Raw genomic sequence first — 13,002 nt, forward strand, 5'->3', positions numbered from 1 at the left:
GAATCGAAGGTAGAGCATGATTAGCGCGCAAAATATCGTTGAAATAAATGAACAATTCAACCGCATGGAGCCCAAAGAGATTCTGCAGCAGGTGCTGGCGGATATCCCCAATGTTGTAGTGTCGTTCAGTGGTGCCGAAGATGTCGCGCTGGTAGTGATGGCCTGGAAACTGAAAAAGAATATCAAGGTATTCACGCTCGATACCGGGCGCCTGCACGCTCAAACCTATCAGTTTATTGACAGGGTTCGACAGGATTACGGCCTCGATCTGGATTTTCTCTACCCGGATACCGCGGCGATTCAGGCGCTAACCGGGCGCAAGGGTTTATTCAGTTTCTATCAGGATGGCCACGAGGAGTGTTGCTCGATTCGTAAAACCGAGCCGTTGCGCCGGCAATTGGCAACTGTTGATGCCTGGATTACCGGTCAACGCAAGGATCAGAGTCCGACCCGCACGGATGTGGCGCTGGCCCAGGTGGACTCGACATTTGCCGCGCCAGGTAAAACCTTGCTGAAGTTTAACCCTTTTGCCAACTGGCGCTCAAAAGACGTCTGGGATTATATCCGCATGTTTGATCTGCCCTACAACCCTCTTCATGACCAGGGCTACGTCAGCATCGGCTGTGAACCCTGCACCAAACCCATTGGTCCCAATCAGCATGAACGCGAAGGCCGGTGGTGGTGGGAGGAAGCAACAGCAAAAGAGTGCGGATTGCACAAGATCAATATTATTGAGTAATGTCAGGCATACTGTTGAGTTCCGGCAATACTGTATTGGCAAACAGCCTGTCGATATCTGACTGACTCTGACATTGAATCACCTCTTCCACGCCCGGCCCGGTCTCATTGCCGGCAAACATGCGCATGAAGTCGATCATGTAGGCGCGCAACAGGGTGCCGCGCCTGAATCCGATGCGAGTCACGCTGTAATCAAACAGGTCACTGGCATTGAGTGCTATCAGGTCACTGTCCCTGTGCGCGTCATAGGCCATATTGGCAATAATGCCAACACCCAGGCCGAGGCGAACATAGGTTTTAATGACATCTGCATCGACCGCCGTGAAGACAACCCGGGGGTCGAGACCCTGGGCAGCAAACGCATCGTCCAGTCGCGAGCGGCCGGTAAAACCGATCACATAAGTGACCAATGGATACGCGGCGACATCGGCAAGTGTCAAACGTTCAAGGGTCGCCAGAGGATGTCCGCGCGGGACCAGCACTGCGCGGTTCCAGCGATAACACGGCATCATCATCAGGTCACTGAAATTTTCCATGGCTTCGGTGGCAATGGCAAAGTCTGCTGCGCCCTTGGCCGCCATTTCGGCAATTTGATGGGGTGTTCCCTGATGCAACTGCAGAGATACATCGGGGTACTTCTTGATGAACGCCGAAATCACCGGTGGTAGCACATAGCGACTCTGCGTATGGGTGGTGGCGATGACCAGGCTGCCTGAGCTGTCATCACAAAATTCGGCTGCCATGCGGCGAATATTGTCGGTGCGTTGCAGCACTTCTCCCGCCGTCTTCATAATTGCCTGACCTGCTTCGGTCATCCCCACCAGATGTTTACCGTTGCGCAGAAATATCTTTAGCCCCAGCTCTTCCTCCAGTGCCAGTATCTGTTTGCTCATGCCGGACTGTGACGTATGCAAACGTTGTGCTGCGGTCGAGACACTGAAGCCATGGCGGGACACTTCCCAGATATAGCGCAATTGTTGAAGCTTCATGCCTTCCCCTGGTTATTGCCGGTTTTTGCATCGTGACCGGCGTCAGGCCCGGGTGTTTCATTGGCCACGCCGTGAGGGACGTGACCGGTGGCTACATGATGTCGTGCCGAGTCGCAATGCCCTTCCTGGTCATCAAAGAAGACATCAGCGTCAAATGCCTTGAGGAAAACCCCTTTGTCCATGCCGCCCAGGAACAGAGATTCATCGATACGGATGTTCCAGGCCCTGAGCGTCCGTACTACCCGTTCATGTGCCGGCGCCGAACGCGCCGTCACCAGACAGGTTCTTATAGGTGATTCACCGGGCGCAAACTCCATTTGCAGTTGTTGCAGGGCGGCCAGAAAGGGCTTGAATGGTCCTCCCGACAATGGTTGATTTGCTGACTGTTTTTCACTGCGGGCAAATGCTTCCAGGCCTTCGCTTTTGTAGATGCGCTCGGCTTCGTCCGAGAACAGGACGGCATCACCATCAAAGGCAAATTTGAGTGTGTCATCACTGGCCATCGTCGTCGCAGATGGCAGAATCGTTGCTGCCGCGACGCCCTGCTCCAGTGCATGACGCACGTCAGCACCGTCCATGGACAGGAAAAGGTGACTGTTAAAGGCCGAGATATAGCGGTAGGGGCTGGTCCCGCCAGAGAATGCGGCACGGGTGATGGCAAGGCCGTAATGCTCGATGGAGTTGAAGATACGCAGGCCGGTATCAGCACTGTTTCTGGACAACAGAATGACTTCCACGCGCTGGGTGTTCAGCTGCCTGTTAAGATGCAACAGCTTCTTTACCAGACTGAACGCCCCGCCAGGTTGCAGGGGTTCGCTTTCGTGGGCTATCTGATACTGTTGGTAGGCTTCCAGGCCCTGCTCTTCATAAACCCGATGGCTGTCATCGAGATCAAACAGGGCGCGGGAGGATATCGCAATGACCAGTTTCTCAATATCTTTCTTGTCAGACATGCAGCATATCCTTGTTGGCGCTGGCAATTGAGCGCTGGCGAGGTAGAATTCTACGCTGGAATTGCCGCTCAGGCAAAGCTCGCTAATCAGGGAAAACAACAGCATGCAATCGCCACACGCGATCGACACAGGTCAGTCTCAGAAAGCCCTGGTGCTCTCCGGCGGAGGTGCCCGGGCTGCCTATCAGGTGGGTGCACTGCGTGGAATCGCAACCGTGCTGGGCAAGGATGCACCGAACCCGTTTGGCATCATTTCAGGTACATCGGCAGGTGCGCTGAACGCCATTGGCCTCGCCACGCAGGCGCACAAGTTCCGCACCGGCATCCGGATGCTGGAGTACGTGTGGGGCAATATGCGCAGTGATCAGGTTTACAAACTTGATTCTGTTGGTTTAATCAGTAGCGCTTCCAACTGGGTTTTTTCGGTTCTGGCCAATCGCCGGCGGCGCACACCGGCATCATTGCTGGACAACTCGCCGTTGGAGTCATTGCTGCATGCTGTATTGCGTCTGGAGCGCATCAACAGCAATATGGCTGCCGGCCACCTTGAAAGTCTGGTCGTTACCGCCTCCGGTTACACCAGTGGTGAGTCCGTTTCATTTTTCCAGAGCACGCGGGATATCCCCAACTGGCATCGCCCGCACCGACTGGGCATACGCACGGATTTGCGACACAAGCACCTGTTGGCTTCAACCGCCATCCCCACCCTGTTTCCTGCCGTGCGTATCAATCGCGAGTTTTTTGGTGACGGTGCCATCCGGCAGCTTGCGCCGCTGAGTCCGGCGATCCACATGGGGGCGCAAAAAATCCTCGCTATTGGCGTCAGTGGCAGCGGCACACGTCGTCCGGCCAAAGGCGATCAGGTGACCCACCCTTCCCTGTCGCAAATTATCGGGCATGTTCTGAACAGTGCGTTTGTGGATACGCTGGAAAGTGATATGGCTGTGCTGCGTCGCTACAACGCCATGATCCCCAAATGTCAGCCCTCTGCGCAGCTTGATGTACGCCCGATAGAACTGCTGGATATCACACCGAGTCTGGATCTGAACCGAATTGCGGAAGATCACTACAGCTCGCTGCCGCGCTCCATTCGATTGTTCATACGCGACACCAATGCCAGCTCGATTGCCAGTCTGCTGATGTTCGAAAAAGACTATTGTCAGGAGCTCATGGATCTGGGTATTGCCGATGCCATGGCCAAGCGTGAACAGATCAGAGCATTTTTCCACGAGTGAGTGGTTTTGCTGATTATGTCATGACAGTGACATTGTTGTTGCACTAGACTTGCGTCATCACATTTGTTCATGGATTAGGGGAAATATGAAGGTCACGATTTTCGGAACGGGTTACGTCGGACTGGTTTCAGGAACCTGTCTGGCAGATTCGGGGCATCAGGTGATGTGCATGGATGTCGATGCAGACAAAATTGCAAAACTGCGCCAGGGTGTTATCCCCATCTATGAACCAGGTCTGGAGACGCTGGTCATGGAGAATAGCAAGCTGGGCAACCTGCTTTTCACCTCAGATGCAGCGGAGGCCGTTAATTTTGCCGACCTGATATTCATCGCTGTGGGCACACCTCCCGATGACGATGGGTCCGCCGATCTCAAGTATGTGTTGGCCGTGGCCTCCGAGGTCGGGCGCTTGATGAGCGGGTCAAAAACAATCATAACCAAGTCTACGGTGCCGGTCGGTACTTCCGGGAAAGTGCGTGAAGCTGCGCAGGCGCAACTGGATGCGCGAGGCTCGGCGTTACAGGTAGACGTTGCCTCCAATCCGGAGTTTCTCAAGGAAGGCGCTGCCATAAACGACTTCATGAAACCGGACCGGATAATTGTCGGCACGGATTCGGCCCGGGTGCGCAAACAAATGACAGAGCTGTACGCCCCGTTTAACCGCAATTCGGATCGCATGATTGTTATGGATATTCGGGCTGCCGAGCTGACCAAGTATGCGGCCAATGCGATGCTCGCCACCAAGATCAGCTTCATGAATGAGATTGCCAATCTGGCCGAGTTGCTGGGTGCTGATATCGAACAGGTTCGTCACGGCATCGGCTCCGACCCTCGCATCGGGTATCAATTCATTTACCCGGGGATCGGTTACGGTGGTTCCTGCTTTCCCAAGGATGTTCAGGCGCTGGAACGCACTGGCCGCGAGCACGGCATGCAAATGAACATTCTGCAGGCGGTTGAAGCGGTTAACAACCGGCAGAAACAGCGCCTGGTGGACCTGATCGGGCAGCATTACCCGGGGGGCGTCAAAGGCAAGACTTTCGCTATCTGGGGACTGTCATTCAAGCCCAAAACCGATGATATGCGTGAGGCTCCCAGTCGGGTCATTATGGAAGCTTTGTGGCAGGCCGGGGCGAACATTCAGGCTTATGATCCGGAGGCCATGCAGGAGGTTGAGCGCCTCTATGGGCAGCGCAGTGATCTGCGCCTGGCAGGCACCCGTGACGCAGCCCTGGTGGGCGCGGATGCGTTGATTGTATGTACGGAGTGGCAACATTTCCGCGCAGCCAATTTTGAATGGCTGGCGGAAACCCTGACTGACAAAGTGATATTCGACGGTCGCAATGTGTACGACCCGACAACCGTCAGTGACGCCGGTCTGACTTATTATGCCATCGGCCGCGGCGCCTCGTTGCACCGATAACGGATGACGACTGACTACTCGCCAGTAACCTGATGGTCCAGATGGGCGACCAGGTCTGCTGGCAGGTCCAGTCGATGAGCCAGGGCCTGCAGATAGGCCCGTTCTGCCGGATGGTCAACATCCAGTACGGATCTCGACACCAGGTACACCTCGGCCGCCTGTTCGATACCCTGAACGCCACTGGCAAGTTGCGCCATGTCAGCGGGCTGGCGGAGTGCATCAAAAACAAAGCCTTTGCTCTCCGCATCCAGCGACATTTTTTCGACTTGCTCAAAGATATGCGTCTGTTCCTTGGCGTCAATGTGGCCATCAGCCTTGGCGGCGGAAATCATCGCCATGATCAACGTCAATGAAAAACTGCCGCCGCTTGCCGTTCGCGGTGTCTGTTGTGGCAGAAAGCGTGAATCGACGTGTTGCATGTCGTTTTCAGTGGCAACCGGCGCTGTTGTTACCTGTTTGCCCTGCTGCCAGTTCTGGTAGGCCTTGAACGCCATCGCACCGGCTGCCGCGGCGCCACCGTAGGCCAGCATGCCGCCGCCCATCTTTCTGACTTTCTTGTTGCCAACCAGTAGACCCAGTACACCCCCTGCCACTGCGCCTTTGGCAAAGCCCCCGCCGCTGGAGGCTGGTTTTTGAGCTCCTTGCCCAGCGCCGCTATTGCCGCCCATGAACTGCTCCAGGAACCTGTTCGGATCTATCATCGTGACCTCTGCTCGTAGTGGTTTCAGTCCTCGATTGTAACGAAACAACCGGCACCCACCAAGCATTTGTCGCACCTGAGCGAAACGATGATCAAAGCTTGCGAACGCGGAAAGAGCGACCTTTCAATTTGCCTTCACTCAGCTTGTGCTGTGCTACTTTGGCAATATTCTGGTGAACAGCTACATAGGCACTGTTGTCTGTTACGTTGATTTTACCAATTTGCTCAAAACTGACCTCGCCGCCGTTGGTCAGTGCCCCCACGATATCGCCAGGCCGCAGTTTTTGTTTTTTGCCGCCGTCTATTTGCAAGGTTTGCATGGCCGGGTAAGGGGTTTTCTGATCCAGCAGAGTCAGTTTGGGCAAGGGCCGCGGATGCTTTACCGGATCGCCCGGCAGCGCCAGACGCGCAATTTTATGTGCATCGGATTCATCGAACAGTGTGCAGGCCAGACCCTGGCTGCCGGCCCGGCCAGTGCGACCAATGCGGTGGATGTGGGTGTCAGTGTCGCGGGCAGGGTGATAGTTGACGACCAGGTCCAGAGCGTCGATATCCAGCCCACGCGCAGCGACATCGGTCGCCACCAGAACAGAAATGCTGTTGTTGCTGAACAGAATCAGGGTCCGGTCCCGGTCACGCTGCTCCATGTCTCCGTGCAAGGCCATGGCGCTGAAATTGCTGCGCTGAAGCTGCTGGCAGACATCATCGACATCACGCTTGGTGGTACAAAACACCAATGCGGATTCCGGTCGGATTTCCTGTAATAGCAGCTTCAGCGCAGTCAGTCGATCGACATCAGCTCCCACTTTATAAAAGCGCTGGTCGATGCTCGACACCTCTTCACTTGCTTCAACTTCAACCATCACCGGGTCCCGCATCATGCGCCTGGCGATACGCTGCATGTCCTCAGCGAAGGTGGCGCTGAACAACAGGGTCTGTCTGGAAGCCGGAATATGGGCAACGATGGCCTCCAGAGAATCCTGAAATCCCATCTCCAGCATGCGATCGGCTTCGTCAAGGATCAGTGTGTCCACATCGTCGAGCTTGAGAGTGCCCTTGCGCAGATGATCCTCGATACGGCCCGGTGTGCCGACAATAATATGGGCGCCGTGCTCCAGAGAACCAATCTGAGGACCAATCGCAGCACCACCGCATAAGGTCAATACCTTGACGTTGTGCATGGCCCGACCGAGTTTGCGTATTTCGACGGCTACCTGATCCGCCAGTTCGCGTGTCGGGCACAACACCAGTGTCTGAATGCGAAAACGTTTCACGTCCAGCTTCTGCAACAGCCCCAGGCCGAACGCAGCCGTCTTGCCTGAGCCGGTTTTGCCCTGCCCGATGACATCCTGGCCGGCAAGCACTGGCGGCAAACTCAGGGTCTGGATCGGTGTCATGCGCTCGTAGCCCAGTGACTCAAGATTGGAAAACAGCTCAGGCTTGAGACGAAGTGAGGCAAAGTCAGTTGTGGACATCTTACTCAACCGCCCGCTCGATCGCAGAAATCCATGCGGGTCGACTCTGGTTACGTGCAAGATAGGCTTCCAGCGTTGGGTAGTCTGCAGATACTCCGAGGCGCTTGGCCATCGATATCATATAGCTGATACCGATATCAGCGGCACTGAAAGAATCACCTAAAATGAATTCATTGCCTGCCAGTTGCTCAGCGATGTGATTCATGTGCAAGGCAATCTCTTTGTCACTGAAGCCCTGCAGAAACTCGTGTGGCTGGCCGCTGCGCAGCAATAACATACGCATCAGCAAAGGTGTGAAAACCGACCCTTCCGGGTAATGCAGCCAGCGTGTAAACGTGGCCCATTGTTCCAGATCCGAGCGTGGCGGGGAAAATTTGTGATCCTGATCAAATTTCTCCAGCAGGTAGGATGTGATCGCGCCTGTTTCGGAGACTATCAAGCCGTCATCGTCGATCACCGGAGATTTCCCCAGCGGGTGCACCTGTTTCAGGTCATCCGGTGCGCGCATGGTTTCAGGGTTGCGGTGATACACCTTCAGCTCGTAGTCAACGCCCAGTTCTTCGAGTAGCCAGACGGTAAAAATCGAGCGCCCGATGCGCAGGTGATGCAGTGTAATCATGGTGGTCTCCCTGAGGTCAGATTTTAAAGAATTCGCGGTACCAGGTGACAAAATTGTCGATACCCTGCTGTACCGGTGTGGCCGGTTTGTAGTCCATGTCCTCAACCAGATCGTCGACATTGGCAAAGGTTGCCGGCACATCACCGGCCTGAAGCGGCATCATGATTTTTTCGATGGGTTTGCCAATGGCGGTTTCAATGGCTTCGATGAAATCCATCAGTTTTACCGGGTTATTGTTGCCAATATTATAGATCTTGAATGGGGCGGACGAAGAGCCGGGATCCGGTTGTGCGGAGTCCCAGTTGCTGTTGGCACTCGCCGGGTTGTCAATGACGCGCACCAGCCCCTCGACAATATCATCGATGTAAGTGAAATCACGCAGCATGTTGCCATTGTTGAACACCTGGATAGGCTCTCCTGCCAGAGCCGCTTTGGTGAACAGAAAAAGCGCCATGTCCGGACGTCCCCATGGCCCGTAAACGGTAAAGAAGCGCAGGCCTGTGGTACGGATACCAAACAAATGTGAATAGGTATGCGCCATCAATTCGTTGGACTTCTTGCTGGCGGCATACAGGCTGATCGGATGATCCACATTGTCGTGCGTGGAAAACGGCAGACTCGAATTGAGACCATACACCGATGAACTGGAGGCATAACAAAGGTTGCTCACATCATGGTGCCGACATGCTTCCAGAATATTAAGAAAGCCGACGATATTGGCATCAACATAGGCACGCGGATTTTCCAGTGAGTAGCGCACACCGGCTTGCGCCGCCAGGTTGCACACAGCGTCGAACCGCTCTGCCTTGAACAGGGCGTTTAGCGCCGCGCTGTCTTCAAGTTGCATGCGAACAAAGCGATATCCTGACAGTGTTTTCGATTGCAGCATGGTGTTGAACGGGATGTCGGCTTCCGTGATGCCTGCACGTTGCAGACGGCCGAATTTGACGCGTGGGTCGTAGTAGTCGTTAATGCTGTCCAGGCCGACTATTTCGTCGCCCCTGGCCAACAGTCTTTGTGCCAGGTGGGAACCGATGAATCCCGCAGTCCCTGTGATGAGAATTTTCATGTCAGTCCTCGAAGAGTCAAGATATTCCGCGCCCGGTTCTCTGGCGTGTGGGGCCAATCCATTGCCATATTCCAATGCCTGCCAAAACACCAACCATATCAGCGACTAAATCACCCAGGCTCATGCCCCGGCCGGGAATGGCAGTCTGCGCAATTTCTGTCAGGGCGCCAAATAGTACTAATAACAACGCAATAGAGGCCAGGCTTAAAGTATTGCGCCACGACCTGGCGGCGAGTACGCCGCACACTGCAAACAGCAACGCATGGATAATTTTGTCGACGGCGAGACCGCCGCCCGTTGCATCCGGTACCGGCCATGGCCACCAGCTATTCTTCCAGTGACGCAGTGCATTCAGGGTCGGCTCAATAAAGACTTGTACAGCATCCAGCACGGCACCGGGAGTGAGCAACACAATTGCGGTCAGCAGTAACGCCAGCCAGGCAGCATGCTTAAAGCGGACCGTGCCGTGTTCGATGTGTTGACTCTGCACCGGATATCCTTGTCTGCTTCGCTGGCCGGAGATCAATGGCAAGCTGCCATGATACACCAGGTCAGTTGCACTGTGATGTCAGATTTCCGGTATTCGTGCGGCGGCCCAGCTCTGATGCACCATGGCAGTAATGTCGTCGAGCAGGGATTGCTCGACTGTCTGCGGGTTACCCGGTTCCAGCGGGTCGTAGTGGAAGATGTACAGGCGTGAGGCAAACTGTTCAAACGGCAACGATGCTTCGCCAAAGCGCTCGCCATTGCCTGCCGTGCTGACCACTACGCCATGGCCCCAGTCCTGACCACTGTCATTGTTGGGGTTGTAGAAATACACCCGCATCATCTGGTCAGGATCGAGACCAACGCGCTGAATGGTAATGGCATGCCAGCCGATAAAGCGCCCTGCGGTATCAGTGACTGCGATACCGGCAGGTTGGGGATGAATGACGGGTTGGTTGTCATTAAAATACGGATGATACGACGCGTAAAAGTAGCGCAGAAAATCGTCCAGCTGCGCCAGATGACCAGTCGCGATATCAACCGCAATGCGAAAACCGCGGCCTGTCCACCAGCCATGAAATTCCGGGTTGATCCAGCGGTGCGGATCTTCATCACGGCCTATGCAGCGGCGACCCATTTCCGCGTAAATCCGGTCCAGGTGCGGTACCACCAGGAGCGACACAGGGTCCAGGTCCAGCACCAGACCGGAGGCAAGCCCGGCCTGGCTGTCTCGCGACGAGATCGGCTGACCTTCGAAGTGCATGACGATTTCATCATCGCGCGCAGCCCAGACCACCATTTGCAGCAGGTAGTCGGGATCATTGTATGCCCACATCGACAGCGCCCTGGCGGACTGACATGTCGGGTTGTTGCCCTGCCCTACACCCAGTGGCAGGCCCAGCATGCATAACACACCTTCGAGCAGACGCACATTGGGAGGCTGCGCATCACCGTAGGCCAGCGTCATGCGCTCCCGGGCGACCGGGTTCAGGGTCAATGACAGTTGTCGCCACAAGGCCGGAGCCACCGGCGACTGATAAAGAATACCGCGTTCCAGCATCAGGGTCAGGCCATAAAGTGCCTGAGTGGTTTCGGCATGAATAGCCTTATCAATAAGCTCCATTACCAGCGGGCGGTAGCACATCAGACATTCCCGCCCGGTGCTGGACAGCCCCATGGCGTCGTGAACCAGATGGGCAAACTCTTCCTGTAGACACAGGTACCTGAGCAGAACGACGTGGTAGGCCGACACCAATCCGGTATCGTGCATGGCCCGCGACATACCGGTGGCTTCGGATTGCAGTGCCCCCTGATCCATGCGCTCCAGACGTTCGAGATAAATGGCCAGCCCCGGGTCCTCCCGGCTGGCTTCTGTCGGACCAAACAGGGCACTGACCAGGCGATCGGCGCCCTGCCCGCTGCTGCGAAACTCAATATCCGGATTCACCTGACACACAGCGATTTGTGTCACCATCTGTTTGACGGTATCTACCTGAATGGGACGTTGCTTCAGCATTCGCCAGATTTCTTCGATCAGGCTGTCGATAATATGTTCGTAGCCGATGCGCTCGGCGAGATGCCGCAGCAGAAAATCCGGGATCACGGCGGCCTGCCCCTGAGCCGTTCGCCGTGCCTCGTTGATACCCTGAAACATCAATTCAAGATTCAACGCCAGTACCTGAGTCAGGAAATGATGCGCTTGCACAGAAGTCATGGTCGGGTGTTCATGCTCGCCGCGCGCCACCGCCAGCAGGCGAATTTCACTCATCGCCTCAAGCACCAGAATGTCCGGATCCCGGGTCTGGAATGCATGCTGTGTCAGAGACGCGACCAGGATCTGGGGGTCAGCCCAGTCAGTGCCCAGAAACACCCCGCTGTCATCTATCTGCTGCGCGCGTTGCTCCAGGGCTTCGCAGCCGCCGGGCTGCATAAGAACATGTCGCGCTGTATCCAGAACGCGTCGTATTTCCAGGGTTTTGCTCATCGCCGGCGTGTCGGTCAACACCTGCAATGCTTCATCCATGCGTGGCAGCAGGTCTGTCAAAAGCGTGTCAGACATAAAAATCCAGTTCTTCCTGTTTTTTAAGCAGATCGCGCATCATACACGGATCATCCCCGGTAAAGTAAATCAGCCCCCGTTGTGTCTCCAAAGCGGGACGTCTGGTCACGGTTTTGTCCAGTGGCTGTGTCGATTCGTGCGGCTCAATGTATGAGTGATCCCCGGTCTGCTGGGCTAACATCATTCGGCTGAGCATGCGCCGACGTGGATAACCACCAAAACAGCCGGCGCTGCAGAATACTGCATACGCTTTGCCTGTATCTTTCTCCATCGTTTGCTTCTGTCGGGAAGCGCCTGTGCTGGAATTGCCTGATGCTAACATTTCTGACGCCGAACATCACGGCAGGCACTGGCGTAAAAAGGCATCGCTGGTTTGCTCTGGCCCTGCATAGCTCTTACAATACGCCACTAATCTGTTTTATCTAGAGAGAGCTTCATGCCTGTCAGTCTCAAAACCCCGGACGAGATAGAAAAAATGCGTGTTGCCGGTCGCCTGGCGGCGGACGTGCTGGAAATGATCGGACCCCATGTCGGCGCCGGCATCAGCACGGGCGAGCTGGACCGTATCTGCCACGACTATATCGTCAATGTGCAGCAAGCGATTCCGGCACCGTTGAATTACAATGGGTTCCCGAAATCAATTTGTACATCCCTGAACCAGGTTGTCTGCCACGGTATCCCCAGTGATGCCAAAATACTGAAAAACGGTGATATTCTGAATATCGACGTTACCGTCATAAAAGACGGCTATCATGGCGATACCAGCAAAATGTTTTTCGTCGGCGAGGTGGCACCGCACGCCAAACGCCTGGTCAGGGTCACCCAGGAGTGTTTGTACAAGGCCATGGAAATTGTCCGGCCCGGTGTTCAGCTCGGCGACATCGGTCATGTGATTCAGACGCATGCCGAAGCCAATAACTACTCGGTGGTTCGTGAATATTGCGGTCACGGTATCGGTCGGGTGTTTCATGAAGACCCTCAGGTACTGCACTACGGCAAACCCGGGACCGGCCTCAAGCTTGAAGAAGGCATGACTTTCACCATAGAACCCATGATCAACCTGGGTGAGCGTCATACCAAACTGTCCAAGGCTGACGGCTGGACTGTGACCACCCGTGATCGCAGATTGTCAGCACAATGGGAGCACACGTTGGTTGTCACCCAGAATGGTGTTGAGGTGCTGACCCGGCGCCCGGATGAGCCATTCTGATCCCTGTACCTGAAGCCCAGTTCCCGTGACATCAACCCGTTTCCCGA

At 55.3% G+C, this 13,002-nt stretch carries 13 protein-coding genes; 4 read left to right on the forward strand and 9 right to left on the reverse strand.

The features are described 5' to 3' along the window. Positions 1-16: 16 nt before the first annotated feature. Positions 17-739: a phosphoadenylyl-sulfate reductase gene (locus tag ENH71_RS12275; RefSeq protein WP_294129822.1), complete on the forward strand. Its 723-nt coding sequence runs from the start codon at positions 17-19 to the stop codon at positions 737-739. Here ENH71_RS12275 and cysB read toward each other — a convergent pair. Continuing rightward, positions 729-1,727: an HTH-type transcriptional regulator CysB gene (gene cysB, locus ENH71_RS12280; RefSeq protein WP_294129820.1), complete on the reverse strand. Its 999-nt coding sequence runs from the start codon at positions 1,725-1,727 to the stop codon at positions 729-731. The genes ENH71_RS12275 and cysB overlap by 11 nt on opposite strands. Beyond that, positions 1,724-2,680 (reverse strand): 5'-nucleotidase, encoded by a 957-nt coding sequence (locus tag ENH71_RS12285; protein WP_294129818.1) that lies wholly within the window; start codon positions 2,678-2,680, stop codon positions 1,724-1,726. The genes cysB and ENH71_RS12285 overlap by 4 nt, the downstream gene beginning before the upstream one ends. Before the next feature lie 103 nt (positions 2,681-2,783). On the opposite strand from ENH71_RS12285, the gene ENH71_RS12290 reads away from it, so the two are divergent. After that, on the forward strand, positions 2,784-3,914 hold the full coding sequence (locus ENH71_RS12290) for a patatin-like phospholipase family protein (protein ID WP_294129817.1): 1,131 nt from the start codon (positions 2,784-2,786) through the stop codon (positions 3,912-3,914). A gap of 85 nt (positions 3,915-3,999) precedes the next feature. Further along, complete coding sequence (locus tag ENH71_RS12295) at positions 4,000-5,337, forward strand: UDP-glucose dehydrogenase family protein (RefSeq protein ID WP_294129816.1); 1,338 nt, start codon at positions 4,000-4,002, stop codon at positions 5,335-5,337. Positions 5,338-5,351: 14 nt separating this feature from the next. On the opposite strand, the gene ENH71_RS12300 is transcribed toward ENH71_RS12295, so the two are convergent. From ENH71_RS12300 to ENH71_RS12330, 7 genes are all read right to left on the reverse strand, one after another. Continuing rightward, on the reverse strand, positions 5,352-6,038 hold the full coding sequence (locus tag ENH71_RS12300) for a tellurite resistance TerB family protein (protein ID WP_294129815.1): 687 nt from the start codon (positions 6,036-6,038) through the stop codon (positions 5,352-5,354). A 91-nt stretch (positions 6,039-6,129) separates the two neighbouring features. Next, the gene (gene dbpA, locus ENH71_RS12305; protein ID WP_294129814.1) at positions 6,130-7,512 is read right to left on the reverse strand and encodes an ATP-dependent RNA helicase DbpA; all 1,383 of its coding nucleotides are present in this window, start codon (positions 7,510-7,512) and stop codon (positions 6,130-6,132) included. Position 7,513: 1 nt separating this feature from the next. Continuing rightward, the gene (locus ENH71_RS12310) at positions 7,514-8,131 is read right to left on the reverse strand and encodes a glutathione S-transferase family protein (RefSeq protein WP_294129812.1); all 618 of its coding nucleotides are present in this window, start codon (positions 8,129-8,131) and stop codon (positions 7,514-7,516) included. A 16-nt stretch (positions 8,132-8,147) separates the two neighbouring features. After that, positions 8,148-9,200: an NAD-dependent epimerase gene (locus ENH71_RS12315; RefSeq protein ID WP_294129811.1), complete on the reverse strand. Its 1,053-nt coding sequence runs from the start codon at positions 9,198-9,200 to the stop codon at positions 8,148-8,150. Positions 9,201-9,216: 16 nt separating this feature from the next. Beyond that, the gene (locus ENH71_RS12320; protein ID WP_294129809.1) at positions 9,217-9,690 is read right to left on the reverse strand and encodes a VanZ family protein; all 474 of its coding nucleotides are present in this window, start codon (positions 9,688-9,690) and stop codon (positions 9,217-9,219) included. Positions 9,691-9,768: 78 nt separating this feature from the next. Beyond that, positions 9,769-11,745 (reverse strand): hypothetical protein, encoded by a 1,977-nt coding sequence (locus ENH71_RS12325; protein ID WP_294129807.1) that lies wholly within the window; start codon positions 11,743-11,745, stop codon positions 9,769-9,771. Next, positions 11,738-12,016 carry a hypothetical protein gene (locus tag ENH71_RS12330; protein ID WP_317622328.1) on the reverse strand — a complete coding sequence of 93 codons (279 nt, stop codon included), beginning with the start codon at positions 12,014-12,016 and terminating at the stop codon, positions 11,738-11,740. The genes ENH71_RS12325 and ENH71_RS12330 overlap by 8 nt, the downstream gene beginning before the upstream one ends. Before the next feature lie 165 nt (positions 12,017-12,181). Between ENH71_RS12330 and map the strand changes: the two genes are divergently transcribed. Then, positions 12,182-12,955 (forward strand): type I methionyl aminopeptidase, encoded by a 774-nt coding sequence (gene map, locus ENH71_RS12335; protein ID WP_294129805.1) that lies wholly within the window; start codon positions 12,182-12,184, stop codon positions 12,953-12,955. The last annotated feature ends 47 nt before the right edge of the window (positions 12,956-13,002 follow it).

Origin of the sequence: Pseudohongiella sp. (genome assembly GCF_011050365.1) — a bacterium.
Classification (GTDB): domain Bacteria; phylum Pseudomonadota; class Gammaproteobacteria; order Pseudomonadales; family Pseudohongiellaceae; genus Pseudohongiella.